24 protein-coding genes are annotated in these 25,130 nt (G+C 38.3%); 8 read left to right on the top strand and 16 right to left on the bottom strand.

Features of this window, described 5'->3' with window-relative positions; all coding sequences use genetic code 11:
* Nucleotides 1–55: 55 nt before the first annotated feature.
* Nucleotides 56–2,770 carry a TonB-dependent receptor domain-containing protein gene (locus ACP6L2_RS11535; protein WP_440509388.1) on the bottom strand — a complete coding sequence of 905 codons (2,715 nt, stop codon included), beginning with the start codon at nucleotides 2,768–2,770 and terminating at the stop codon, nucleotides 56–58.
* Between the two features lie 206 nt (nucleotides 2,771–2,976).
* On the opposite strand from ACP6L2_RS11535, the gene ACP6L2_RS11530 reads away from it, so the two are divergent.
* From ACP6L2_RS11530 to ACP6L2_RS11520, 3 genes are read left to right on the top strand one after another with little or no spacing between them, the layout of a single operon-like run.
* Nucleotides 2,977–3,624 (top strand): ABC transporter ATP-binding protein, encoded by a 648-nt coding sequence (locus ACP6L2_RS11530; RefSeq protein ID WP_440509387.1) that lies wholly within the window; start codon nucleotides 2,977–2,979, stop codon nucleotides 3,622–3,624.
* Nucleotide 3,625: 1 nt separating this feature from the next.
* Nucleotides 3,626–5,020 (top strand): ABC transporter permease, encoded by a 1,395-nt coding sequence (locus ACP6L2_RS11525; protein WP_440509386.1) that lies wholly within the window; start codon nucleotides 3,626–3,628, stop codon nucleotides 5,018–5,020.
* 1 nt (nucleotide 5,021) lies between these two features.
* On the top strand, nucleotides 5,022–5,504 hold the full coding sequence (locus tag ACP6L2_RS11520) for a hypothetical protein (RefSeq protein ID WP_440509384.1): 483 nt from the start codon (nucleotides 5,022–5,024) through the stop codon (nucleotides 5,502–5,504).
* On the opposite strand, the gene ACP6L2_RS11515 is transcribed toward ACP6L2_RS11520, so the two are convergent.
* The 10 genes from ACP6L2_RS11515 to ACP6L2_RS11470 all read right to left on the bottom strand — a co-directional run bounded on the left by ACP6L2_RS11515 (nucleotide 5,501) and on the right by ACP6L2_RS11470 (nucleotide 15,634).
* A complete protein-coding gene (locus ACP6L2_RS11515; protein ID WP_440509382.1) occupies nucleotides 5,501–6,220 on the bottom strand; it encodes a 16S rRNA (uracil(1498)-N(3))-methyltransferase in 720 nt (239 codons plus the stop codon). The genes ACP6L2_RS11520 and ACP6L2_RS11515 overlap by 4 nt on opposite strands.
* 11 nt (nucleotides 6,221–6,231) lie before the next feature.
* Complete coding sequence (locus ACP6L2_RS11510; RefSeq protein WP_440509380.1) at nucleotides 6,232–7,545, bottom strand: hemolysin family protein; 1,314 nt, start codon at nucleotides 7,543–7,545, stop codon at nucleotides 6,232–6,234.
* Nucleotides 7,535–8,155 (bottom strand): inorganic diphosphatase, encoded by a 621-nt coding sequence (locus tag ACP6L2_RS11505; RefSeq protein WP_440509378.1) that lies wholly within the window; start codon nucleotides 8,153–8,155, stop codon nucleotides 7,535–7,537. Before ACP6L2_RS11505 ends, ACP6L2_RS11510 begins: the two co-directional genes overlap by 11 nt.
* A gap of 7 nt (nucleotides 8,156–8,162) precedes the next feature.
* Nucleotides 8,163–8,705, bottom strand: coding sequence for an inorganic diphosphatase (locus ACP6L2_RS11500; RefSeq protein ID WP_344675994.1), 543 nt, complete (start codon nucleotides 8,703–8,705; stop codon nucleotides 8,163–8,165).
* A gap of 6 nt (nucleotides 8,706–8,711) precedes the next feature.
* Complete coding sequence (locus ACP6L2_RS11495; protein ID WP_440509376.1) at nucleotides 8,712–9,368, bottom strand: DedA family protein; 657 nt, start codon at nucleotides 9,366–9,368, stop codon at nucleotides 8,712–8,714.
* Nucleotides 9,369–9,418: 50 nt separating this feature from the next.
* The gene (locus tag ACP6L2_RS11490; RefSeq protein WP_344675996.1) at nucleotides 9,419–9,835 is read right to left on the bottom strand and encodes an HIT family protein; all 417 of its coding nucleotides are present in this window, start codon (nucleotides 9,833–9,835) and stop codon (nucleotides 9,419–9,421) included.
* An 899-nt stretch (nucleotides 9,836–10,734) separates the two neighbouring features.
* Nucleotides 10,735–11,208 (bottom strand): transcription elongation factor GreA, encoded by a 474-nt coding sequence (gene greA / locus ACP6L2_RS11485; protein ID WP_344675997.1) that lies wholly within the window; start codon nucleotides 11,206–11,208, stop codon nucleotides 10,735–10,737.
* 140 nt (nucleotides 11,209–11,348) lie between these two features.
* On the bottom strand, nucleotides 11,349–12,059 hold the full coding sequence (locus tag ACP6L2_RS11480; RefSeq protein WP_440509373.1) for a response regulator transcription factor: 711 nt from the start codon (nucleotides 12,057–12,059) through the stop codon (nucleotides 11,349–11,351).
* A gap of 22 nt (nucleotides 12,060–12,081) precedes the next feature.
* Nucleotides 12,082–13,740 (bottom strand): sensor histidine kinase, encoded by a 1,659-nt coding sequence (locus tag ACP6L2_RS11475; RefSeq protein WP_344675999.1) that lies wholly within the window; start codon nucleotides 13,738–13,740, stop codon nucleotides 12,082–12,084.
* A gap of 7 nt (nucleotides 13,741–13,747) precedes the next feature.
* On the bottom strand, nucleotides 13,748–15,634 hold the full coding sequence (locus ACP6L2_RS11470; RefSeq protein ID WP_440509371.1) for a prolyl oligopeptidase family serine peptidase: 1,887 nt from the start codon (nucleotides 15,632–15,634) through the stop codon (nucleotides 13,748–13,750).
* Nucleotides 15,635–15,729: 95 nt separating this feature from the next.
* Between ACP6L2_RS11470 and ACP6L2_RS11465 the strand changes: the two genes are divergently transcribed.
* A complete protein-coding gene (locus ACP6L2_RS11465; protein WP_440509369.1) occupies nucleotides 15,730–16,023 on the top strand; it encodes a DUF4286 family protein in 294 nt (97 codons plus the stop codon).
* Between the two features lie 58 nt (nucleotides 16,024–16,081).
* Here ACP6L2_RS11465 and ACP6L2_RS11460 read toward each other — a convergent pair whose 3' ends face one another.
* From ACP6L2_RS11460 to ACP6L2_RS11440, 5 genes are all read right to left on the bottom strand, one after another.
* Complete coding sequence (locus ACP6L2_RS11460) at nucleotides 16,082–16,366, bottom strand: hypothetical protein (RefSeq protein ID WP_440509367.1); 285 nt, start codon at nucleotides 16,364–16,366, stop codon at nucleotides 16,082–16,084.
* A gap of 32 nt (nucleotides 16,367–16,398) precedes the next feature.
* A complete protein-coding gene (locus ACP6L2_RS11455) occupies nucleotides 16,399–17,097 on the bottom strand; it encodes an RluA family pseudouridine synthase (protein WP_440509365.1) in 699 nt (232 codons plus the stop codon).
* 90 nt (nucleotides 17,098–17,187) lie between these two features.
* Nucleotides 17,188–18,180 carry an MlaD family protein gene (locus ACP6L2_RS11450; protein ID WP_440509363.1) on the bottom strand — a complete coding sequence of 331 codons (993 nt, stop codon included), beginning with the start codon at nucleotides 18,178–18,180 and terminating at the stop codon, nucleotides 17,188–17,190.
* Between the two features lie 8 nt (nucleotides 18,181–18,188).
* On the bottom strand, nucleotides 18,189–18,965 hold the full coding sequence (locus ACP6L2_RS11445; RefSeq protein ID WP_440509361.1) for an ABC transporter ATP-binding protein: 777 nt from the start codon (nucleotides 18,963–18,965) through the stop codon (nucleotides 18,189–18,191).
* A 3-nt stretch (nucleotides 18,966–18,968) separates the two neighbouring features.
* Nucleotides 18,969–19,727, bottom strand: coding sequence for an MlaE family ABC transporter permease (locus ACP6L2_RS11440; RefSeq protein WP_344676006.1), 759 nt, complete (start codon nucleotides 19,725–19,727; stop codon nucleotides 18,969–18,971).
* A 217-nt stretch (nucleotides 19,728–19,944) separates the two neighbouring features.
* Here ACP6L2_RS11440 and ACP6L2_RS11435 point away from each other — a divergent pair, with 217 nt between their 5' ends.
* The 4 genes from ACP6L2_RS11435 to ACP6L2_RS11420 all read left to right on the top strand — a co-directional run bounded on the left by ACP6L2_RS11435 (nucleotide 19,945) and on the right by ACP6L2_RS11420 (nucleotide 24,881).
* Nucleotides 19,945–21,471, top strand: coding sequence for a DUF6600 domain-containing protein (locus ACP6L2_RS11435; RefSeq protein WP_440509359.1), 1,527 nt, complete (start codon nucleotides 19,945–19,947; stop codon nucleotides 21,469–21,471).
* A gap of 863 nt (nucleotides 21,472–22,334) precedes the next feature.
* A complete protein-coding gene (locus ACP6L2_RS11430) occupies nucleotides 22,335–22,859 on the top strand; it encodes a hypothetical protein (RefSeq protein ID WP_440509358.1) in 525 nt (174 codons plus the stop codon).
* A gap of 149 nt (nucleotides 22,860–23,008) precedes the next feature.
* A complete protein-coding gene (gene pncB, locus ACP6L2_RS11425) occupies nucleotides 23,009–24,187 on the top strand; it encodes a nicotinate phosphoribosyltransferase (RefSeq protein ID WP_440509356.1) in 1,179 nt (392 codons plus the stop codon).
* Nucleotides 24,180–24,881, top strand: a complete 702-nt coding sequence (locus ACP6L2_RS11420) for a class I SAM-dependent methyltransferase (RefSeq protein ID WP_440509354.1) — start codon at nucleotides 24,180–24,182, stop codon at nucleotides 24,879–24,881. The genes pncB and ACP6L2_RS11420 overlap by 8 nt, the downstream gene beginning before the upstream one ends.
* Nucleotides 24,882–25,130: the final 249 nt, after the last annotated feature.

Raw genomic sequence — 25,130 nt, 5'->3', positions numbered from 1 at the left:
ACACAAAGTAACCGTAACCAGTTAACCTCTGTGTTACTATTGTATTAAATTATTATTAAAATTTATAAGAAATCCCTAATGTGTAATCGATTCCACGTTTGTATTGCTCCACCATGATCAATGAATTGTTTACTGGGATTTTACGTGATAATTGACGGTCTGGATTTAAGATGTTTTCGATCTTAAGGTTTACTCCTATTTTTTTGTTTACTAATGCTTGAGTAACAAAATCTAATCGAGGAACACCTTTTTCCATAATATTCTGGAAGTCATTTATTCCATAAGAATAAATCCTGTCTGAGAAATAATTAAACACCACAGATGGGGTTAATTCCACATTCTTGGTAAATAACTTATAGGTTACATCTGCATTCACTAATAATGGAGAAGCACCTTCTAATTGATCTTTCTCTTTCACAAATTTCTTTCCTTCAAGACTCAATTCTTGAGAAGAATGTAAGTAAGAAACATTAGCACCGGCAGATAATACATTCTCGCCATAAGATCCTTCAGATTTCCATAAATCCTTTTTCACTTCAACCTCTGCCCCATAGACCATAGCTGCTTTACCTATATTATAGTAAGACAATGTCGTTCCAGCACCACCTGCCTCAATACGAGCAATTGGATCTTGAATGTTTTTGTAGAACACTCCAACGGAGAATAATTCTCCTAAGGTGGGATACATCTCCCATTTCAAGTCAACATTGTAACTTTGAGATGGCTTAAGTAATGGGTTACCTTGAGTAAAGTTGTTATTACCTCTATAACGTACTGGAGCCAATTCGATAAATTGAGGAACCGTATAAGTTTTAGAACCCGCTAAACGCAGAAACATATTGTCAGACAAGGTATACTTTAAATTTAGACTTGGTAGGAAGAAGTTCTTAGAAATCTTATTATAGCTTGTAGAAGCAAAGTCAGTTAGATTTGTTTCATAGCTTACAGATTGAAAATAGTTGTCTAAGCGAAATCCAGCAACCGCAGTTAAGTCAGAAGTAAACTGATATGTTAAAGAGGCTAATCCACTATTCACACGACGCTTACCTGTATAGTAATATGGCAATAAAGCATCTGCGCCTGTTCCGCGACTAGTTTCTACTTGATAGTATTTACCCGTACCATTTGCACCTAAAATCGACTCAACATCATCTAAGCTAACGGTTGGCATGGTAACACTTAATAATTTATGGTTGACTTCCCACCATTTAAATGTACGTTCAGCTATATTTCCTGAATATCCAAAGCTGATGTTACGCTCTAAATCTCCACCATTCTTTAAATCGTAATTCAAGATAGCTTTACCTACAATACCGTTTTCGTTCATTTTACCGAAATAACGTTCGTTTTCACCAGAACTAGAACGAGGGTAAACTAAATCACCATTATCACGTTCAATAATTCTATTGATTCGACGATCAGGCTCATTCCCTAATACGTAATTAAATCCGGCAGCTAAATCAGCAGACCATTTAGAGTTGATCGCCAGTTTAGAACTTAATTGATTAACAAAAACGTGGTTGTCATTCACTTGTTGACGTCTGGTGTGAACCCTATCTCCTGAAAAATCTGAGATTCCCATATCCATTCCTTGGAATTCAAATAAATTCTGTTTTTGATCATGGATATATAGGGAATTGAAATTCACGTTATTATTTGCCCAAGTATATTTTAAATTCAACATTCCTGTTTGGGAAACTTGGTATCCGTTATCAATAAAATTCTGATCTCTCATCAAACCACCAGCTGTATTCGGCTCTTGGATTTTACCTTCCGAGAAACGGTACTTAGAATCCATACTTGCAGTAAAGAATATACTTAACGGGTTAGATCCAATCATGATTCTTCTGCTTCCTAATAATTTAAAATCTGTATTAAACAGATTTTTCTGTGCATTTGGATTCCAGCTATTGGTGAAATTATAATCGGTAAGACTTGTCATTTTTGGTTGAGCACCAAAAGGTAATGTACCAAGCCAATTTGTTCCATCTATGCGTTTGAAATTATCTTTACCGATTGTCTGTGAGTTAACACCTGATCCGATTCCAATTTGAAAACTGTTTCCTGTTGCTTCTTTTGAATAGATATCAACGTTTGCTCCAGTTACATCACCTGCAATTTGTGCATTGAAAGTTTTGTTTACATTGATGGATTGGATAATATCAGAACTAAAGAAATCCAAGGAAATATTTTTGAACAAAGGATCTTCAGAAGGTAAAGGAAGTCCATTTAATGAAGTCGAGTTATAACGGTCTCCTAATCCACGCACAAATACGTTCTTCGCACCATCTTGTTTAGAAACACCAGCCATTTTAGTTAAAGCTGCCTGAGCATCAGAAACACCTTTACGTGATAATTCCTGTGCACCGATGGTCTCCAACATTAAGTTCGATTTCTTACGTTCTTCCAGAATAGCTAGTTCAGAAGCTTTTTCACGGCGACGAGTCACTACTACCTCTTCAATTACCGCGTCAGCATTCTTTAAAGCAAAGGATACGAACTCTGTATCGTTCTTTGCCAATGAAACTGTCAATTCTTGTCCATCATAGCCCATCAAAGTGGCTCTTAATAGGTACTCTACAGACTTGTCATTGGGTAGAGCAAGGAAGAATTCTCCTTTTTCATTGGTTGTTGTTGCTAATTTCGAGTTAGCAATACTAATCGTAACACCTGCTAATGGGGCAAAGGACTGAACATCTACAACAGTACCTTTTACACCGTATGGTGCTTGTTGCGCATGCAGTACCATAACACTACATACAAGCAACATAAACGAGATCATTTTCTTAATACAATTCATACTATGTTAATATTATGTTGCAAAAGTATAATCTCGTTGTTACGTTAATATTAACAGTCAATTATGTTAATATTAGCTACTTATTAAGTAATTGTTAAGTCCCTTATAGACCAAAATGTTACGCTGGGTATTGGGATAAGCGCCTAAATAATGCTATTTTGCAACAAAGTTTAATTATGAGCGAAATCGTCCTACAAACAACGGATTTGTCCTTTTCCTACCCGAATTCAACTCGGTTAACTTTTGAGGACATGAAAATCCAGCAGCAACAGCATACTTTAATACTTGGTGAATCGGGTTCAGGAAAGTCGACACTTCTCCACTTAATCGGAGGATTTTCTCTACCGGCTACTGGGACTGTAACAATTCAAGGTCAAAATATCTATGACTTGAGAGAAAGTAAGCTGGATCAATTCCGTGCACAGCACCTTGGCTTTATTTTTCAAGAAGCACATTTGCTTAAAAACTTATCCGTTATAGATAACATTAAATTGGCGCAGTCATTAGCAGGCTTCTCAACCGATACACAAGCTATTCAACAGCTATTGGGAAAGCTTCAATTGTCCAACCTAGGCAATCGTAAACCAAATGAATTGAGTCGAGGTCAGGTTCAACGTGTGGCAATCGCTCGAGCACTCATCAATAAACCCGCCATTCTATTGGCAGATGAGCCTACGGCATCCTTAGATGATAAGAATACCTTTCTTGTAATTGAATTGCTTAAATGTCTAGCAAATGAGCAAGGAAGTACACTTTTAATCTCGACACACGACAAAAGATTGAAAGACGAATTCAGCAATAACTATTTATTAAGCGCGCAATAAGATGAATACACTACAATTAGTTTGGAAGAATATTACGCAACAATTGGGTTCTACCCTATTGAGCATCATCTTAACAGCTTTTGGCGTGGCCATTCTTGTTAGTATCTATATTACGAGTGACACATTTGAAAAGCAATTAGACAACAATAGTAAACAAGTAGATTTGGTGGTTGGTGCTAAGGGTTCGCCTTTGCAATTGATCTTATCTGCCCTGTACCATATTGATAATCCTACAGGAAACATTCTACTTTCGGAAGCTGAGAAGCTTCAAGACAACCCGATGATTGATATGGCTGTGCCTATTTCATTGGGGGATAACTTTAAAGGACATCGCATAATTGGTACAGATACCAGTTTTATGACGCTTTATGAGTTAGGCTTGGCATCTGGTAAGATGTGGACCAAAAGCTATGAGGTAGTTATAGGAAGTGAAACAGCAAGAAAGCGTCAGCTGAAATTGGGAGATCAAATACATTCAGCACATGGATTAGCGGAAAATGCACATGTTCATGATGAACATCCTTTTACAGTAGTGGGTATTTTAAAACCTTCGGGTACCGTAGTGGATAACCTATTGCTGTGTAATCTAGAATCGGTATGGGATGTACATGGTATTCATCACGATGATCATGACCACGATCACGAAGGTCACGACCATGACCATGACCACGCGCATACAAATGAAAGTAAGACTATTGAAACAGCTGCACATGATCATGAAGGACATGATCACGAGCATGAACATGCAACAACAGCTACTGCTAGTCCTGCTCAAGAAGATAGTTTAGTTGCTGAGCGACCAAGAGCTAATGTATTTGTAAAAAGCATAGCTGATGACATCATCAAAGATCATGGTTTAGAAATTACAGCCTTATTAGTAAAATATCGCACACCAGCAGCCATTGGTGTTATTCCAAAAATGATCAATCAATCGACTAGTATGCAAGCGGCATCTCCAGCACTGGAAACAGCAAGATTGTTTTCCTTATTAGGAGTTGGAATTGATTCCTTGGAAATCCTAGCATATGTGATTATGATTATTGCTGGTTTAAGTGTTTTTATCAGCTTATACAATGCATTGAAAGATCGCAAATACGACCTAGCCATCATGCGCACTATGGGGGCCAGCAAGATTAAACTATTCAGTATGCTGATTGTCGAAGGATTGGTAATAACCAGTATTGGAGGATTGATCGGATTGGCATTAGGGCATTTGGGTCTTTACTTTATCAGCACACAGACTGGTCAAAGTGCAGATATCATCCAAGCGTTTAAAATATATAGTAAAGAATGGTTAATTTTGTTGATAGCCTGTTTGATCGGCGTGGTTGCTTCAGTAATCCCAGCAATCAAGGCGTACAACACAACCATTTCAACAATTTTAGGAAATAAGTAATATGAAAAAGATAGTATTTGCGGTTTGTTTATTGTTTTTAGGTGTTTCCTTTGCAAAGGCACAGATCGGTAATTATAATGAAGCTCAAGTTCCGGATCATACACCAATGATGAACAAAACTTGGGAAGCAATCGATAAAATGATGTATAAGGTATCCACTCAAGGAAATAAGAAAGTATATACGCCAAGTTATCCGCCTGCATTGAAGAAATTAGAAAACACGGTTGTTGATCTGCCTGGTTATATGGTTCCCTTAGTGAGTGGTAGAAATCACAGTACCTTCATGTTGTCTGTATTACCTATTGCACAATGTCAATTTTGTGGTACCAATGGAATTCCTCCAATGGTAGAAATCTTCATGAAAAAAGGAACAGTTAAGTTTACGGATGAACCCATCAAGATAAAAGGCAAAATGGTATTCAACCCAGAGCCTCTAAAAGGGAATGCGGAAATTCAAATTGTTGATGCCGTAATTATTAACTAACGATTTAAGAGCGCAATCTCTGTACAAGCATACAAAGCAGCCGTTTCTGTTCGCAATCTAGCTTCTCCTAAGGAGACTGGAATAAAGCCAGCAGAAAAGGCTGTTTCTATTTCTCGACTAGAGAAATCACCTTCTGGGCCTATCAAGATTAGGTATTTAGAACCTTGTGGGAATTCCTTATTCAGATACTTCTTTGCTTGATCTTCTTCACAGTGTGCTATTGCTTTTAAAAGACCATCTTCATTGGCTACCTTTTGCATGAATACATCCAAGCTCACAGCTTCGTTTATTTGCGGCATATAAGCTTTCAGGGACTGTTTCATAGCGGAGATGACCACTTTGTTCAGTCGATCTATTTTAACCTCTTTACGCTCGGAATGCTCGCTTATTATGGGTGTTATTTCTTGAATACCTATTTCAGTTGCTTTTTCTAAGAACCATTCGATACGATCGATATTCTTAGTAGGTGCAACCGCAATATGTAAATGATAAGTCGGTTTTTGAAAATCAGCCGTATAGGAAAGGACAGCTAACTGCGTACGCTTAGGATGGGCATCATTAATTTCTGCCTCATACCAACCGCCTCTTCCATCTATTAATTGAACTTTATCCCCAACATTCATTCGTAATACACGAACAGCATGTTTGCTCTCCTCTTCAGAAAGTTGATACTGTTTTTGTTCTGCTTGAATGTCTGGAGTAAAAAATAAATGCACGATCGATTAGATTAATCCTCGTCTTCGTCATTTGCTGTCTCGACAAGGTCTAGTTTAACAAATTCTATATTTTGTTGAGTCTTTTTGATGATGGTAAAGCGATAACCCAATTCTTCGGTGCTATCTCCAACATCGGGGATCTTCTCAAATAAATGACTAACTAAGCCAGCTATGGTATCATAATCTGAGCTTTCAGGAAGTTCCAATGGTAAATAGCCATTCGCATCATGAACACTTGCGCCAGCATCAACCATAAACTCCGTTTCAGAAATTTGCTCTACTACTGGTGTTTCCTCATCATATTCATCCTGGATCTCTCCTACTAACTCTTCCACAATATCCTCCAAGGTCACCATACCAGCCGTTCCACCAAACTCATCCAATACAAATGCAATCTGAATGCGCTTCAACTGAAACTCGGTCATCAAGTCATTGATCTTTTTCGTTTCAGGAATAAAATAAGGCTTACGCATAATATCACGTAGAACTACATCTTTTCCTTTAACGATCAATGGCAAAATATCCTTTGTATGCACAACACCAATAATCTGGTCGATATTATCATCATAAATTGGAATACGGGAATAGCCTTCCTCTGTTACGGTATTGATAAAATCTTCAGCAGAATCATGTTGTTCTACAGCAACAATCTTGGTTCTAGGAACCATGATGTTCTTCACGATACGCTCATTAAAATCAAATACATTCTTTATAAGCTCATGCTCCGCATTATTCAAAGCACCACTTTCTTTTCCTTTTTCCAAAAGATATTGAAGCTCTTCGGAAGAGTGGCTAGCCTCATGCGCCGTTACATGAACACCTATTAAACGCAATAAGAAATTCGCAAATCCATTTAAACACCAGATAATAGGTCTAAAAACGAAATAAAAGAATTGCAAAGGGAGAGCAACCTTCATGGTTGTTGCCACTGGTTTTTGAATAGCTATAGACTTCGGTGCTAACTCACCGAATACAATATGTAAAAAGGTAATAATACTGAAGGCTAGGACATGTCCTAGGTTAGTAGCCAATTTACCAGTAAGTTCAACGTTAAAGAATCCGAAGATTTGATGAACAATTTGAGTCATTACAGCTTCACCCACCCAACCTAAGGCTAGGGAAGCTAGGGTAATCCCCAACTGCGTTGCAGCAAGGTATCCATCCAAATGTTCCGTAATATTTTTAGCCATCTGAGCTACTTTAGAGCCAGATTTAGCTTGTAATTCTATCTGAGAAGCACGGACTTTGACAATAGCAAATTCAGCAGCAACGAAGAATCCGTTAGCCAATACTAGAAATATTGTCCAAAATATATCAATTGCCATGATTTAGGTTTTTAGCACCAAACTCTTTCTTATACAGTTCCAAGCTCTCTAATATAATAGTTTGAGCGGTATCTCGCCCACTAATTTTTTCAATTTTAACTGATTTACCATCCAAACCTTTGTAGTTTTGAAAGAAATGAACAATCTCTTTCATAAAATGTTCGGGTAAATCTTTCAGATCTTGATAATGATTTACTTCACTATCGTTTTTGGCTACAGCGATGATCTTATCATCCTGTTCACCATTGTCAGTCATACGCATAACTCCGATTACTTGCGCATCTACCAGGCTTGCTGGTTGCAATTTCTCGGAACAGATTACTAAAATATCTAATGGGTCTTTATCACCACAATAGGATTGTGGAATGAAGCCATAATTGGTTGGGTATACCATACTGGTTTTCAAAACTCGATCCAGTTTTAATATGCCCGTTTCTTTATCAATCTCATATTTCGTCTTGCTGTCTTTTGCAATTTCAATCACAGCAGTCACGAAACGAGGAACATCCTTGCCAGGGGAAACCCTGTGCCAAGGATGTTGCTGTGCATATGAAATCCCCACGCTACTGGACCATATGAGGCATATTGCCCATAATAGGTTAAGATTCATCTAATGCTTATTTGTTTCTAATCTCGTTGTCGTAGAGCTCTACACTATCCATGATTACTTTTTGCGCATAAGAACGACCATAAAGATTCTCGATAGTCACATTCTTACCTTCTAACAATTTATAATCTTGGAAGAAACGAACAATTTCCTTCATCGTGTGTGGAGGAAGCTCAGAAAGATCGTTAATATGGTTAACAGACATATCGTTCTTAGCAACAGCAATGATTTTATCATCCTGCTCACCATTATCAATCATGTGCATTACACCAATAACTTTAGCTTCGATAATACTCATTGGATATACATCCACAGAGCATAGAACTAAAATATCCAACGGGTCTTTATCATCACAGTATGTTTGCGGGATAAATCCGTAGTTTGCCGGATACATGACAGAGGAGAAAAGGACACGGTCCAATTTAATCAAACCACTGTCTTTGTCGATTTCGTATTTCGCTTTTGAACCTTTTGGAATTTCAATAATGGCATTTACGGAATTTGGCAAGTCCTCACCGGGCGACACTTGATGCCAAGGATGTTGTGTACTCATTAAGATCTACTGTTTGTTTATTTCGTCTTTTGTTTTTCTATTCTTCAGCCATTTTTTCAATAGTGCAATTGCGATTGGCAAGAAAGCGATTGCGATCAACCCTACGATAATATATTCAACATAGTTGATAATATTAGGGAATTTAATGCCCAAGTAGTATCCTGTCAAGGTCAATAAGCTTACCCATAAAAGCGCCCCAAGGACGTTATAGATAACGAATTTCCTGAAATTCAGCTGTACTACTCCAGCAAATATCGGGGCAAATGTACGAATAATAGGTACAAAACGTCCAATAATTAACGCGGTTCCACCATATTTCTGAAAAAACTCCTCCGCCATAATCACATATTTGCGCTTAAAGAGGAAGCTATCCTTTCGTTTAAAGAGCATGGGTCCCGTTCGATGACCGAACCAATAGCCAGCGAAATTACCGAGGATCCCCGCCCCCAGGATCCCAAAATATAAGGTTACAATGTCAACGTCGATTTTATGTAAGGCACAAAATAGGCCCGCTAGGAATAGCAAATAATCACCAGGTAGGAAGAACCCAAAAAAAAGTCCCGTCTCTGCAAATACTATAAGACATACGATGTAGAATCCACCGTGACTTAATAAATACTCAGCATCTAGCAATTGTTGAAAAGACAACAAATATTCTTGCATACGTTCTAATATATTCTTTATTTAATGACAATCCCCCGAAAGGTCATCGATTAAACCGTTGGATTGGTTATCGATGAAATTGCCTCACGAATATTCTCTGCAATGTCTGCCATCAACTGGTCTTCCAGTTTTAATTTTGGCTTCTCAAAGTTCATATCATGCACATTGTTCAAAGGGATTAAATGGATATGCGCATGAGCAACTTCTAGCCCAACCACCGCAACACCAACCTTTTTACATGGAAATGCCTTCTTAATACCTTGGGCAACAATCTTCGCAAAAACCCACATTCCCATATAATCCTCATCATCGATATCGAAGATATAATCAGTCTCCTTTTTAGGGATAACCAATACATGTCCTTCAGTTAGTGGATTCACATCTAGAAACGCTAGATAATCATTGCTCTCTGCTACTTTATAAGCTGGAATTTCGCCTGATATAATTTTTGAAAATATTGTAGACATAAACTACTCGTTTTTCGTGAAAAACAAAGATAGTAAATCTTTGAATAGTATTTGTATTAAGTTTTGGGGAAGAAAGACAACAGATGGCAGACAACAGATGACAGACATTGCCAACATACTTTAAAATCAAGAATCAATTCAAGAACCTTATAACATTTCCAACACAGAGCGAAGCGAAGATTCTTAGCCCTTCGGGCAGTAGTCAGTATTTAGTACAGAGTTATTAGACCTATGACGAACTAGAATATATAGATTTATTTATAATGCTATAGGCGGGCGATGCATGCATCGCCCCTACAAACAATCGTGATTTTATTATTCCTAACCACCATAACCGTAAGCTCGAAGCATGCTTCGACCGTTAGCCTCTTTCTATCTCACATCTTATATCTCACATCTAAGCCTTTTGTCTGTTGTCTAATCGTCTCCAAAAAACGGGCGGACATACCGTTCGTCCTCGTCGGGGTTTCACCCCTTACATCGGACTCTCTCAGTACCGCCCCTACCTAACGTACTTCCTAGAAAGTTCGTTAATATCACTTTAATAGCCGTCCAGCGTAGGGGCAGCACTGAGCGCAGCGGAATGTCTGCCCGATTTAAAATATTAAATAGACCTATTAGCGGATTAGATTTTATGAACGTATTAACGGGCGATGCATGCATCGCCCCTACAAACAACCGTGATTTTATTATTCCTAACTACCATAACCGTAGGGTCGAAGCATGCTTCGACCGTTAATTCCTGTCACGTCTCACATCTCCTATCTCACAGCGCAGCGGTCTCAAATTTCACATCTAATAGCGAAGCGTTCTCAAAAACAAATCCCCACTCTTTTCAGAATGGGGATTCAATAACAGTTCCTATGCGGTTATGGCGAACCGCACATAACCTCAATATGTTATCTTGAAATCTCTAAAACTTCAAGTTCCATCTGCCCAGCAGGAACAGCAACTGTTGCTACATCTCCTACCTGCAGACCTAATAATCCTTGTGCAATTGGTGATTTCACAGAAATCTTACCTGCTTTAAGGTCAGCTTCCGTCTCTGAAACCAATTGATAGGACATCACTGCCCCAGTTTTCTTGTTCTTTATCTTTACATACGAAAGTGCCAGTACTTTCGAGGTATCCAAATTAGACTCATCAATAATACGTGCTGAAGCTAAAACTTCCTCCAATTTAGCAATCTTTGCTTCATGTAGGCCTTGTGCTTCTTTTGCTGCATCGTATTCCGCATTCTCCGACAAGTCACCCTTGTCACGAGCTTCCGCAATTGCTTTAGCGATATTTGATCTTCCTTCGGTTTTTAGGTATTGAAGTTCTTCCTTTAACTTGGTAAGACCCTCTTCGGTGTAATACGTTACTTCTGCCATAATATTAACCTTTTACGTTATCTTTTTATTTTTAAACTATTTTAATTAACAAAAAAAAAGACAAGACCACACTATCCAAAAAAGGACAACATGGTCTTGCTCTTCTGACGAAGATAAATAATTATTTTTATAAAAACAAATTATGAAGCCGGATTCTCAGCCTCGTCATTTATGAATTTATACCCCAAACCACGAACGGTTTGCAAGTAATATGGTTTATCTGGATTTGTCTCAATTTTCTTTCTCAAACGGACTACATGCATATCCAACGTCCTGGTATTCACGTTAGAACTATAGCCCCAAACGACTTCCATTAACTCCTCACGAGTAATGTCTCTTCCCTTGTTCTGTAGAAAATGAAGTAATATACGGTTCTCTAAAATTGTCAGCTCAATCTTCTTACCATCACGCATCAACGAGTGCACATTAGGATGGTGCTCAGTCTGTCCAAAATGGTAAACTTCGTTCTGTGTCTTTGGCACAAAAAATCTCACCTTATTCTCAATCATGGCAACTAATACATCCATATTGAAAGGCTTGGTAATATAATCTGTTACCCCAAAGCTGTAGGCATCGATCTTATCGATATCCTGGGATTTTGCCGTCATCATGATAATGATATTCTCAAAACCTGCCTTACGGACAGATTCACAAACATCAATACCTTCTTTTCCCGGAAGCATCCAATCCAACAAGACGATATCAGGAGTCTCCTCCAGGATGATCTTCTCCGCATCCACACCATTGCTGCACTGGATCACTTGAAAATTCTCTGTCTGAAGGCGATGACTTACTAGAAATCGTAAATTGTCATCATCCTCTACTACTGCAATTTTTATGTCTTTGTTCATAGTAATCTAAGTAATCTAGGAATTATTTCGGAAATACCAAAGTAAACGTTGTGCCCTCTCCTTGTACACTGCTCACTCGAATCTCTCCACCCATAAATTCCGTAATTTCTTTACAAAATGCCAAACCTAATCCTACACTACCACCTTGATTAAATTGGTTCTGCACCCTGTAAAACTTCTTAAATATGTTCTTTAATTCATTCTTGTCAATTCCAATACCTTTATCCGAAAATCGGATCACAAAGCTCTTCTTGATTTGTTCAACACTAATATCCATAAATTTTCTTGAAACTTCGGAATATTTATAGGCATTATCAATCAAATTTTGAAATACTGAATTTAATAACACCGGATCAGTATACATCTGATTCTCAACTTGAATTTCAGAAGTCAAATTCAAATCCGGATATTTTAATCTCGTTGCTTCAAATATCTCCTCGCAAAAACTGTTCAAATCCACGTATTCTCCCTTAAATTTAAGTGATTTATTTTCTATCTGTGTGAATGACAGTAATTTATTCATCAAATTATTTAGCTTGTCCGCTTCCTGATCCAATATTTTACCATACATATGTCGCTCTTGGTCAGAAATCTTCTCTGCACTTTTGATGTTATTTCCAGCAATCTTTATTACACTGACTGGAGTTTTAAATTCATGTGTTAAATTATTGATGAAATCATATTGCAATTGAAACAACCGGCTATTTATTGCAATATTCCTATAAATCAAATAGATAATCAACAATAAAATAAAATATACTAGCGAAACACCGAGTACAACCGGGAAAAATCGTCTATTTATTTCTCCACGTAAATGTTGTTCAGAGGAATCAAATTGTAGCTTATAATCCGATAGAGCACCTGGCAATGGCATATCTGTCGTCAAGAATGCGGGTTCTTCCGTCAAGTTAGGATTGGCGACTGGTAAAATCCGAACCTTCTCATATAATCTCTCCTGTGTATTCACGATGGTGATTTTCTGTGGATTGATTTTATAAACAAACATATCCTGATCATAGGCTACAGAAATACCCGTGGTGTCTTCCATTAATACACGATAGGCTTTCAAGGCATTGACACGCGGAATATTTAAAAAGGTTATTTTTCCAGGTACGGTATTATAGAATATTCGGTAAATGTCATTTTCTGTAAGAGAGGTAGAATCATCTAATACTTCCAGAAAGTTCACCATCTTGATCGCCATGTTGTTAAAATCATCCGATGACTGACGACCTGTATTTTGGGATACGCGATTTTTTAATAATCGGTTCTCCTCATCCAACTTAAAGGAAAAGATGGAACGCGGAAAGATAAGCAGGTTTTTAAACCTAACTCCTCGAATACCATCATTCTGGTTAGTAAACAAGACATCATAAAACATCACCTCATCCACAAAGGGATTTCGACGAAGAATTTTCTCCGCATAAGTTACGGCATGTACAGAATCCAAGTATCCTTGGTAACTGGATACTTCTGATATTTCGTTATTAAAAAAGTTATTGAAAGGCTTTAAGCTACTGTCGAAAACATCAGCTTTACGGTTATAAAACTCAGACTCCACAAAATTGGACATCATATTCCGTGCAAGAAACACAGAAATAATATACAAAATCGTCAGAAAAGAGAAAAAGGCAATTAATAGACCTATGTTCTTCCGATATTTACTGGACCGCTGTACCATGATGCTATTAACGCAAGTTCTCTGCCAAGAATCGTTCTATCTCTTGGTAATATTCCACTACATTCTCCTCATTACGGAAGCGTTTGCCCTCATCCTTCTTGAAAATATAGCGAACCGGAACATTATTACTCTTCAATTTGCCAACAAATTGGTTAGCATCAGTTACACTACTGTACTTATCCTTTCCACCTTGAAAAAACAGAATAGGAATTCTAACTTTATCGGCATGAAAGATGGGTGATATCGCTTGAAATAATTCAGATTCTTTCTCCGGATTACCGATGATACGATAATACAGCTGTACATAATGTTGCATATGCGGTGGAATCTCTCGGAAATAAGTAAACAAATTACTGTAACCTGAAGATGAGATAGCACATTTATAGAGCGAAGGATTAAATGCTGCAGCATATAAAGCGGAATATCCTCCAAAACCTGAGCCCATAATGGCTATTCTGCCCTTGTCAGCTATTCCCTGATGGATTAACCAAGTCACCCCATCTGAGATATCCGATTGAATCTTTCCACCCCATTCTTTAAATCCTGCAGTCCAGAAAGCCTTGCCATAGCCTAAGGAGCCACGGTAATTCACTTGAAATACCGCATAACCCCTATTGGTTAAAAACTGTACCTCTTGATCGAAACCCCAATCATTACGACGGTTTGGGCCATCATGAACCAAAACTACCACTGGCACATTTTTCTTTTTCCCCGCTGGATAAGTAATATAAGCGTGAATTTCTTTATTATCTCGAGATAGGAAGGTTAATTCTTCCATCTTATTGAATTCCTTATCCTTCAGTTTCGGACTGTCCTCATTTAATAATTTCAGCTCCTTACTCAGACGGTTATAGTAATAAACTTGTCCTGGATGAACATCACTATATACTCGCACTAGGAAACCTTCCAGCTTTGAATCCGTATCAATAAAACCAATTTCCGAGTCTGAAAACTTCTTTTTCAATTTGGTATAAACCTCCTTATAAAAAGGATTGAACATGTTTTTCTCGTAACGGTTCACAAATGATGAAACATAGGCCATTTCCTGAATGGCATTCGAATACCCATCAATGGCTAAATCACCCTTCTTTTCTTCGTATAGAACTGCCGTTTCTTTCCCTTGGCTTACATCGTATTCCACTAGGGACAACATATCCCTATTTTGATTAGATAGTGCATAAAGCGAATTAAGAGACCCTTTCTTAAAACCTAATGGAATAAAGATCGTCTCAAAATTATTCTTCATCACTTCTCGGAAAGCTTCTTGAGCATTATTTCTATACAATACAGATTCCTGAACACTATCACTTGTCATCGCCATGCGCACCTCCCCATCTGGAGAGCCTAGCCAACTAACAATATTTCCCGGATTCTTATGAATTAACTCCTCTTTTCGGCCGTCTAGAAAAATACGGTATAAATCGAATTTCGAGGAATCCCTTTTATTCATAGTAACCAGCATCGATCCATTATTTTCTTTGATAGGAAAAACCCAACGCAATTTTGCCTTTTGCGCTGGCAATAACGGTTGACGTTTTTCGGTCTTTACATCAATGAAAAACAAACGCAAGCTATCTGTTGGCGATTGAGAATTCGAGAATATAATTTGTTGGTCATTTAACCACAGGAAACTCGATACATTCAGATTTTCTTGATAGGTTAACTGCTTGGAAGAATCGGGATTAATGAGGTCTAAAATAAAGATGTTTTTGCAGTGGTCATGTACATCGAGGTAGCCGATTTTAGAACCATCAGGCGATAGTTTGAAAGAACCCTTGGTAGGTTTTTCAAAGAAATCCTCTACAGGAATTTTCGGCAGGTTCTTGTCCGCTTGTTTACACCCATTCAGGATGAAAAGCAACATCAAACCAAAAAACAAAATATTCCCTTTCATACTTCTATATTAGCCCTTTTCCAAATATTAAAAAAAAATATCGTAAAGTATCTTTTGCAACCTTAATTTTACAGCGAAAATCAAATCCCAAAAATATGTTTTTATACAACGTATCAATCATCATGGAAGACAGCGCACATGATTCACTTCTTATCTGGATAAAAGGTCATATTCAACGTCACGAAGCCCATGATATCAAGCTTTTGAAGATGTTGGACACCCCACATGAAGGACAAACGTATTGTCTCCAGGTATTGGTATCTAATCAAGACGAAATCGTGAAATTTCAACAGGAGGTTTTGCAAGAGATTCAAACTTTATTGGGTGCTGAATATGCTGAAAAAGCATTTATCTTTGATAGCACCATGCAATATATTGATCAAGTTTAATCGATTAATGTCAGTTTTCCAAAGGCTATTCTTTGGAAAACCGACTGTATCATGAAGGCTATTTCAGCCCTTCTGTCATTTTATATCCAGTCTTTTCTGCTGGAGTACGGTATTTCTTATACCAAAGAATGCCCATGCCTGCACCAAATAAAAAAGGCATTGCTAACAAGAATAATATCCCCGCATTCAGACCTTTCCCTTGGGTGTTACCATCCTGGGTACTATTTTCAGCATTCAATGAACACATCGCACATTGCGCTTTAGAAACATGAGGTTGGAATGATAGGGCTATCCCTAACATGAACGTAAAAAATCCAACTTTTAAGGCATGCAATTTCTTCATGGTTCAAAGTTAAGCATTAATCTTTATTTTATTTACAAATCACCTTTCAATAAGACGTTAAACTTTTCCCAAAATCCATCTTTTGGTAAAGGCGCCTTGATGATCATCTCTTCTTCTTTCACAGGATGTTGGAAAGCCAAGGATCTTGAATGAAGGCAGATGGTTCTATGCATACTCCCTCTTGGGTAACCATACTTATTGTCACCGACAATAGGACAACCCATATAAGCCAATTGACTTCGAATCTGATGTGTTCTTCCTGTAAGCGGATTAATTTTCAAAAGGTAAAACCCATCCAAAACACCTACAACCTCATAATCCAGCTCAGCATAACTTCCGTTTTTAACCTCTCTGTTATAAGCTTTGGTTACCATTTTCTTACGATCTCGCAACAACCAATTCTTCAAAGTACCTTTCATAGCTTCCGGTTTCTCACGCACTACCGCTAAATAGGTTTTCTGAACCTTACGATCATGAAATTGTCGATTCATTCGATCTAGCCCCTTACTGGTTTTCGCAAATAGAATCATCCCGGATACTGGTCTATCTAATCGATGAATAACACCTACAAAAGCATCATTTGGCTTGTTGTATTTTTTCGCTAGAAACACCTTTAGCATGTCTTCCATGGATTGATCACCCGTGGTATCCACTTGCACGATGTCCCCACCTCGCTTATTTATAGCAATTAGATGGTTGTCTTCGAATAATATATCGTTTTCCGTAATCATGTTTATGAAGCTATATTAGTAAAAAGAGCGACCCTAATGGACCACTCTTCTAAATTTTATTCTTTGCAAGAAAGCAATTGATAATCCAACTTATTTGACCGAGTCAGTAGCTGCAGCAGCTTCTTCCTTCGCCTTTTTCTTAAAGAATCCACGAAGCAAGAAATTACTTTGTAATGCCTCCATATTCTGATCCAACTTCTCTGTACTCATATTCAGATTTTTCAAAATCTGCTTGATTTCATTAGCCGCTTCCGGATCATTGGTCAATACACCAATAGCATTATCCTTTTGATTTAAACGTGCAGTAGTTGCATTTAAATTAGCCATCAAAGCAGATGCTGTCTGTGTTACACCTTGTAACTGAGCAGCAGACTGACGGAGGCTAGCAAACACGGCAGTATCTGTAGAAAGGTCATGAATTAAACCTTGATTACTGTTCAATTTATGAGTTAGAGTTACTAGGTTATTCACCGCTTGATTCGCACTGCTCATCGTACCGTTTAAGGTAGTTAATGATTGACGTAAGCTATTTGCAATAGCATCATCGGTCATTAATGCTCCAACTGTTCCTTTTCCATCTAAGATCTGCTTCGATAATTGCGCAAAATTCTTAGTGATTTCCAATATGTTCTCGTTATTGGTCTGTAGAGTCGCTAACATGGCATCCATTCCTCCGGATACGCCGGATTTAATGACGTCCTTATCTTCCACTTGCGGAAAAGTTTCTGAACCACCCACTAAACTAATAATGGCATTACCAATCAATCCATCCGAACTCAATGTTGCAATAACATCTTTACGGATAAATTTGCTCGATTTCTCCTCCACACTCATCACCACCTTTACATTCTCTACACTCTCGAAACTGATTTCTTTGATAATCCCTACTTTAACCCCAGAAAACCAAACATTATTACCCACTTTCAAGCCTTTTACATCCTTGAAATACGTGGTAAGTGCCAAGTTTTTGCTGAACTTATTCTGTTGAGTTCCCAAAACCAAAATCCCAGCTACTAAAATGATCAATCCAATAAAGGTAAACAAACCAACGATAATCGATCGTTTTCTATCTGTTGTTGCCATATATTCTGTTATACAATAAAATTATAATCATGGAAAGGTTTTACCCTTTCATCATCTGTGTCAAAAATCTCCTCAAAAGTACCTACGCGTTCAAAGCGTCCATCCAGTAGCATAGCTACACGATCTCCTACCATTTTTGCACAGGCCAAATCATGTGTAATGATAATCGAAGAGGTCTTATAACGCTCTTGAACCTCATTAATCAAGGAATTTATATCCAAACATGTGATTGGATCTAATCCTGCAGTGGGTTCATCATACATCATGATATCCGGACGTAAAATCAAGGTTCTTGCAATACCAATACGCTTACGCTGTCCTCCAGAAAGTTCCGAAGGCATCTGATTTATCGTACGAAGTAAGCCTACGCCATCCAAAACATCCTCCACCTCACGATCAATCTCTGCGCGTGTTAAGTTTCTTTTATTCCGAACCAAAGGGAATTCCAAATTCTCACGTACAGTCATACTATCGTACAACGCACTATTCTGAAATGAAAAACCTATACGAAGACGTAATTCTCGAAGATCACGCTCTTTTAATTCATTTACGACCTCACCCAGGACATTGATATTTCCTGAATCTGGTTTCAAAAGTCCAGAAATCAGCTTTATTAAAACTGATTTCCCGGTACCTGAACGCCCCAATACAACCAGGTTTTCACCGTTGTAGAGCTTCAAGTCCACATTCCTTAAGACATGAAGATCCCCAAAGGATTTACTTACCTGATCCACATGAATCACGATGTCATTATAATCGATATTTACTGGTTGTTTCCTTTCCATAGTTTATCCGATTAAAGCTAAAATTTGAACAATCAGCAATTCTTCAATGAAGACAATAAACATGGATGCTACTACCGCTGCATTCGCTGCTTTACCTACTCCTTCTGTTCCTTTCGTTGAATAATAACCAACATAGGTACTCACAAAGCCAATGGTAAATCCGAATGCAATGGCACGAAACACCATGGCAAAAATATCTTTAGGGGCAATAGCCTCAAAAACTTGCGAAATAAAACTCAGGATACTTAACTGGTCCTTGGAAATGATGCTTAGGTAACCTCCAGCCAGACCTATACCTGCTACATAAAAACACAGAATAGGAATCATAATCGTTGTAGCAATAATTCTACTTACAATCAAAAACTTGAAAGGATTTGTACCAGAAACTTCCATGGCATCGATCTGTTCTGTAACATTCATGGAGGATAACTCTGCCCCAATCTGCGAACCTACCTTACCGGAAGCAATCAATGCGGTCACCAAAGGTGCCAAAGCACGAACAATAGCAATAGATATCAAAGCAGGCAACCAAGACGTGGCTCCAAACTCCTCTAAGGACGGTCGAGATTGCTTCGTAAATACAAATCCAACAATAAAACCAGTCAAACTAATCAAAGGAAAAGACTTCCATCCTACCTCATAACATTGTCTGATAATTTCCTTAAACTCATATGGGGGACTTACCAATTCACGAAAGAATCGCATCAAAAAACGATGTAAACTCGCAAATTCCAGTAGTAAGGACTCTATTTTTTTTGCCATTAATTAACCGATATAGTCTTGACTTTATTCTTCCAGCTTTGTCAATAGTGCTCGCAAATGTACGAATTTATTTTTTTTCCACGTTTCAGCAGTACAATTATCCAATATACATCAATTGAATCAAAAAAGTTTGACAAAAAAATTATACAATTAAACCTTTACGTTTCATCTGCGGTCATAAAGACAAAATAAGCGTAAAACTTAATTTGGTTGGCATATGAAAAATTTAAAGACATCTACACTATTCGCAACATGTTTATTCATGATTTTTAGTGTTTTTACCGTGAAGAATGTCGCTGCCCAAGGATATTATGATGATGATTTGGAATTTGATGACTTTTACGAAGAGTTAAGCCCTTATGGCGATTGGGACCGAGACTATGAATATGGTGATGTATGGTATCCTAATGCTGGCCGTGACTTCCGTCCTTATGGTACCAATGGTTATTGGACCATGACTGAATATGGTAATACTTGGGTATCTAATTACGATTGGGGTTGGGCTCCATTCCATTATGGTCGTTGGATTCACCGTGGTCACCGTGGATGGGCTTGGGTACCTGGATATGAATGGGGACCTGCTTGGGTAGACTGGCGTAATGGTGGTGGTTACTATGGATGGGCTCCTATGTCACCTGGTATATCCGTAAATGTTAGCATTGGCCTTCCAATCAACTTATGGATCTTTATCCCTACTAGAAACATCTACGATAATTATATGCCTCGTTATTGGTCATACGGAAATCGTAACATCTATAACAGAACGACGATTATCAACAATACATACATCGTAAATAACAACCATTACTACGGTGGACCATCGCGTCGTGATATTGAACGCAACATTGGTCGGAATGTCAATGTACGCAATGTATCGTTCAGTCGTGACCGTGCAGGAAGTCGTGTAGATAGAAACAGTGTTTCCATTTACCGTCCAGACAGAAACTCTTCGCGTGCTAACCGCTCAGAAAGAATTGGTGTTGGACGTGGAAGTAACGACCGTGGTACGATCTCTCGCTCTGAATCAGGACGTGGATCATCTAGTCGCACAAACGACCGCGGAACGATATCACGTTCAGAATCTGCAAGAGGATCTGCAAGCAGCCGTTCAACAGGAGCAACTTCTCGTTCATCTAGTGGAAGATCAGAAGCAAGCTCACGTTCAGACAGAGGCTATAACATCACAAGAGATGCAAATGGACAACGTGTGATGCGCATCGGTAATTCAAATGACAATAACAGTCGTTCCAATGCAACTACACGTACTGAAAGAGCAGATAGATCATCATCTAGCCGTAGCTCTCGCAGTCAAGCAGGAAGCCCTGGAACGAGCTCTAGCAACCGTTCTTATGATTTCAGAGGATCGAGTTCACGTGGTAACGAAAGCGTTGGTAGTAGCAGATCTAGCAGTTCACGCAGTGGCCGTATGGAAACACCGCAACGTTCGTCACAGCCAAGCCGTACAGAATCTATGAGCAGAGGTCAACAAAGACAATCTAGCCCTAGACAATCTGCACCGGTACAATCGGCTCCAAGACAAGAACGTCAGCAACGTCAACCAGAAGCTAGACAGAGCCAACCTAGCCGAGTGTTCCAAACAAACAACAGCCCTAGCCGCTCACAAAGCAGCAGACCAGCAGTTGAACGTAGCGCAGGCTCTTCCCGTTCCTCAGGTGGAGAAAGCCGTGGAGCAGCATCTAGCAGCCGTGGCGAACGTGGTAACTCTGGCAGAGGCATAAGATAGTATTTAGTATTAAGTAGTTAGTATTTAGACCTTTGGCGTCATACCAACTATAGAAAAATAGAGTTGAAACAAAAGTAAATATCGGACAGGATTTAGATTGTTGAGTGTAATAGTGGGATAGAAAATCTAAATCCTGCCAAGTAAAAGGGATAAGCTAATGCTTGTCCCTTTTGTTGTTTGAGAGATGTCAGATAGCAGACATCAGATAACAGACTTTCAATCTTTTGTCTGTTGTCTATCATCTAGTAGCGAATCGGTCTTATTAGATAGGGGCGGTACTGAGTGTGTTTGAGGAAGGGGATTCATCCCCAACGAAAACGAACGGAATGTCCGCCCGTTTTCATCAAAACATCCAATATGTTCATTAAAACAAACAGATTTTCAAACCCACATTCTCAAGAAACAATTGCTTGTAGGATCAATGCATCCATCGACCGCTTATTTTAGAACACTTCCAACTCAGAGCGAAGCGAAGAGTCTCACCTTCTCCTACAAGATCGCGTCATTGCGAAGCTGGCTGAGCAAACTTCAAACTATTTCAATCAGAATTACCTAATGGTTTGATAAGGGTAGTCTAGCTTTTGCGCGGTCGAAGCATGCTTCGACCCTACAGTTATGGTGCTTATGAATATTAAAATCATGATTGTAGGTATTCCACGCAAGCATCAACTGCAAATCAAATTCATCCCTCGCCTCAAAACCACATTACTACAAAGCCTCCAGATCAACTTCGAAGTCGTATCGTCAATAATTATATTTTTCATCATTGAGAAATAAATATTCGACACGGAAAAATATTTAACATATCGCGCATATTTATACAAATCTTTGTGATATATTTACATAACACTAATTATTAATCTATGATATTCTACTCAAAAAATTGGAGTATTTCTACAATTTTTATTCTAGGAACGGCTTTTATCATAATAAATTCTTGTGGTATAAGAAAAAAACAAGATGCTCTTGTAGTTTCTGATGAAGATCAAATACGTGCTAAGGCTCTTTTTGACAGTGTAAGTAATTCACATCCTTCTCATATTTCTGTCATGGGATCAATTGCTATAAGGAAATTCAGAGATGGTTCAATAGATACTCTTAACCTCGAATTAGATCAAGATGGTAATTCAAAGGTTGATTTGGCTCAGCCAAAAACAAATAAAACTCAGAACAATAAAGAATTATCTGATGAGGAATATGAAAAATATGTAAAGTCAATTTTTGACAGTCTAGCAAATAATACACCCACATCAATTAAAATTTTAGATTCCGTATTAATAAGAGAATATAGAGATGGGGTAATTGATACTCAAATTCTAAAAAAGGAAGAAAGGGATATGTCAATTGAATACTACTTTGAATTAAAACGGAAATCACCACAAAAATGATTTTTTTACCCATATCATCTTATCACCCGCATAGCAAAACCACCCCTCTATAAAACCTCCAAAATCCCTGTCTCCTCCACCCTCAAATGACACATTCTCCTAACTTTTTCTTAATTTCATTGTTTTGCAATAGCACAACAAATTAGGATATGGCGAGATTAACATCCATACTAGACAACGATTTTTACAAGTTCACCATGCAATATGCTGTGGTTAAACTATTTCCGAAGGCCAAAGCACGGTACCAGTTTATTAACCGTGGAAAGCATCAATTCCCTGAAGGCTTTGCGGCTCGTTTTCGAGAGGCAGTTGACCACATGGCAACCCTGCAGTTAACTAAAGCCGAAAAACATTTTTTCGCAAAAACTTGCCCTTATATTGATCCTACATACTTCGACTTCCTTCAAGGGTATCATTATGATCCAGAGGAAGTGGAAATCATCCAAGAAGGAGGCGATCTAACCGTCAAAATTGAAGGCTATTGGTATAGAACCATTCTTTGGGAGGTTCCACTAATGTCCCTTATATGCGAGCTTTATTACGAAATGACCGGACAGAAACGTGTCGATGATGAAGAAGTGATGAAGATTGTACATGACAAGATGTACAAATACGATAAATTGAATATCACCATCGCCGACTTTGGAACTAGACGTCGACATTCCTTAGCGGTACATGATCTTGTTATCAAAGCCTTGAAAGAACACCCTTCAAATACCTTTATCGGGACCAGCAATGTGCACTTTGCCATGAAATATCATACTAAGCCTATTGGCACCCATGCACATGAATGGTTCATGTTCCATGCTGCCAAATACGGTTATAAGATGGCAAATCTTGTTGGATTGGAGAATTGGTCCAACGTATACCGTGGTGACTTGGGGATAGCACTATCCGATACCTATACAACAGAAGTCTTCTTCAAACAATTCGATAAAAAACTCAGCAAATTATTCGATGGTGTTCGTCACGACAGCGGTGATCCTATTGAATTCGCGCAAATGACCATCGATCATTATTTAAGTAAAGGCATTAATCCCCTCACTAAAACCATCATCTTTTCCGATGGATTAGATTATGAAAAAGTGGTTAAAATTGTTGAATTTGCTAAAGACAAAATCGGATTCTCCTTTGGTATAGGTACAGACTTCACCAATGATGTTGGATTAGACCGCATGAATATTGTACTCAAAATGACTGAGGCATTCCCTGATGAAGGTGAATGGACTCCTGTCATTAAGCTTTCCGATGAACCTAAAAAACATACCGGGAACCCTGAAGAAATCCAAATGGCTATCCGCTTCTTAAACATTCATCAGCATGGCTAGAGACGTATATGGCGAAGCCTTGTTCGATTACAAGGAAAAAGGCGAATTAACACATCCTTTACTACTTCATAGTAGCTATGGAGACATTGAAGAAATGCCCGTTGAAGTATTTTACAGAGAGGAAGACGATATTCCTGAATTGGAATACATCGCATTATCCCTATGCGACAGGAAGGTATTGGATGTAGGTGCCGGAACAGGCGTACATGCCCTTTATTTACAAGAAAAAGGATTTGATGTAACCGCATTGGAAATATCAGAGATTGCATGCAATATCATGCGAGAACGCGGTGTTCAGCATGTCGTAAACCAAGATTTCTTTCAATTAAAAGACCAAACCTTCGATACCCTCCTATTTCTTATGAATGGCATCGGGATCGCAGGAACCTTGGAAGGCTTTAAAAACCTACTTCATCACGCAAAGACACTACTTACTGACCGTGGCCAATTGCTATTTGACAGTTCCGACATCTCCTATCTTTACGAAGAATACAAGATAAAACGACCAGAATATTATTTTGGTGAGATTAACTTCCAATACGAATACAAAGATCAAAAAGGAGAACCCTTCAAATGGCTCTACATCGACCAGCAAACCCTCATCAAAATTGCCCATGAACTAAATTGGGTGGTTCAAGTTCTTTTTGAGGACGATAATGACCAATATTTGGTAAGAATGGAGCCAAGGAGTTGAGTAGTATTTAGTAGTAAGTATTTAGTATTTAGACCTATTAGCGATTTAAATCTTTAATTTTTAAGCATTATATGTAGGGGCGATGCATGCATCGCCCGCTCTAAAAACTACAGCACTTACAACTCAGAGCGAAGCGAAGAGTCTGAGCCCTTCGGGCAGTAGTTAGTAGTAAGTGTTTAGTATTTAGACCTATAGCGGGATAGCAATTTTGATAATTACAACTCAGAGCGAAGCGAAGAGTCTCTTCTC

Source organism: Sphingobacterium lactis, from assembly GCF_051951495.1.
In the GTDB taxonomy this organism is placed as follows: Bacteria; Bacteroidota; Bacteroidia; order Sphingobacteriales; family Sphingobacteriaceae; genus Sphingobacterium; species Sphingobacterium lactis_A.
Note: the sequence above shows the minus strand (reverse complement) of the source record. Positions and strands in the feature narration are given on the sequence as shown.

What these genes read in the sequence shown, in the direction of transcription:
- ACP6L2_RS11450 (WP_440509363.1), bottom strand. Translation starts at nt 18,180, where the DNA reads ATGGCAACAACAGATAGAAAACGATCGATTATCGTTGGTTTGTTTACC.
- ACP6L2_RS11525 (WP_440509386.1), top strand. Translation starts at nt 3,626, where the DNA reads ATGAATACACTACAATTAGTTTGGAAGAATATTACGCAACAATTGGGT.
- ACP6L2_RS11520 (WP_440509384.1), top strand. Translation starts at nt 5,022, where the DNA reads ATGAAAAAGATAGTATTTGCGGTTTGTTTATTGTTTTTAGGTGTTTCC.
- ACP6L2_RS11535 (WP_440509388.1), bottom strand. Translation starts at nt 2,770, where the DNA reads ATGTTGCTTGTATGTAGTGTTATGGTACTGCATGCGCAACAAGCACCA.
- ACP6L2_RS11500 (WP_344675994.1), bottom strand. Translation starts at nt 8,705, where the DNA reads ATGAGTACACAACATCCTTGGCATCAAGTGTCGCCCGGTGAGGACTTG.
- ACP6L2_RS11430 (WP_440509358.1), top strand. Translation starts at nt 22,335, where the DNA reads ATGATATTCTACTCAAAAAATTGGAGTATTTCTACAATTTTTATTCTA.
- ACP6L2_RS11505 (WP_440509378.1), bottom strand. Translation starts at nt 8,155, where the DNA reads ATGAATCTTAACCTATTATGGGCAATATGCCTCATATGGTCCAGTAGC.
- ACP6L2_RS11475 (WP_344675999.1), bottom strand. Translation starts at nt 13,740, where the DNA reads ATGGTACAGCGGTCCAGTAAATATCGGAAGAACATAGGTCTATTAATT.
- ACP6L2_RS11510 (WP_440509380.1), bottom strand. Translation starts at nt 7,545, where the DNA reads ATGGCAATTGATATATTTTGGACAATATTTCTAGTATTGGCTAACGGA.
- ACP6L2_RS11490 (WP_344675996.1), bottom strand. Translation starts at nt 9,835, where the DNA reads ATGTCTACAATATTTTCAAAAATTATATCAGGCGAAATTCCAGCTTAT.
- greA (WP_344675997.1), bottom strand. Translation starts at nt 11,208, where the DNA reads ATGGCAGAAGTAACGTATTACACCGAAGAGGGTCTTACCAAGTTAAAG.
- ACP6L2_RS11495 (WP_440509376.1), bottom strand. Translation starts at nt 9,368, where the DNA reads ATGCAAGAATATTTGTTGTCTTTTCAACAATTGCTAGATGCTGAGTAT.
- ACP6L2_RS11470 (WP_440509371.1), bottom strand. Translation starts at nt 15,634, where the DNA reads ATGAAAGGGAATATTTTGTTTTTTGGTTTGATGTTGCTTTTCATCCTG.
- ACP6L2_RS11440 (WP_344676006.1), bottom strand. Translation starts at nt 19,727, where the DNA reads ATGGCAAAAAAAATAGAGTCCTTACTACTGGAATTTGCGAGTTTACAT.
- ACP6L2_RS11435 (WP_440509359.1), top strand. Translation starts at nt 19,945, where the DNA reads ATGAAAAATTTAAAGACATCTACACTATTCGCAACATGTTTATTCATG.
- ACP6L2_RS11455 (WP_440509365.1), bottom strand. Translation starts at nt 17,097, where the DNA reads ATGATTACGGAAAACGATATATTATTCGAAGACAACCATCTAATTGCT.
- ACP6L2_RS11465 (WP_440509369.1), top strand. Translation starts at nt 15,730, where the DNA reads ATGTTTTTATACAACGTATCAATCATCATGGAAGACAGCGCACATGAT.
- ACP6L2_RS11530 (WP_440509387.1), top strand. Translation starts at nt 2,977, where the DNA reads ATGAGCGAAATCGTCCTACAAACAACGGATTTGTCCTTTTCCTACCCG.
- ACP6L2_RS11460 (WP_440509367.1), bottom strand. Translation starts at nt 16,366, where the DNA reads ATGAAGAAATTGCATGCCTTAAAAGTTGGATTTTTTACGTTCATGTTA.
- ACP6L2_RS11480 (WP_440509373.1), bottom strand. Translation starts at nt 12,059, where the DNA reads ATGAACAAAGACATAAAAATTGCAGTAGTAGAGGATGATGACAATTTA.
- pncB (WP_440509356.1), top strand. Translation starts at nt 23,009, where the DNA reads ATGGCGAGATTAACATCCATACTAGACAACGATTTTTACAAGTTCACC.
- ACP6L2_RS11420 (WP_440509354.1), top strand. Translation starts at nt 24,180, where the DNA reads ATGGCTAGAGACGTATATGGCGAAGCCTTGTTCGATTACAAGGAAAAA.
- ACP6L2_RS11445 (WP_440509361.1), bottom strand. Translation starts at nt 18,965, where the DNA reads ATGGAAAGGAAACAACCAGTAAATATCGATTATAATGACATCGTGATT.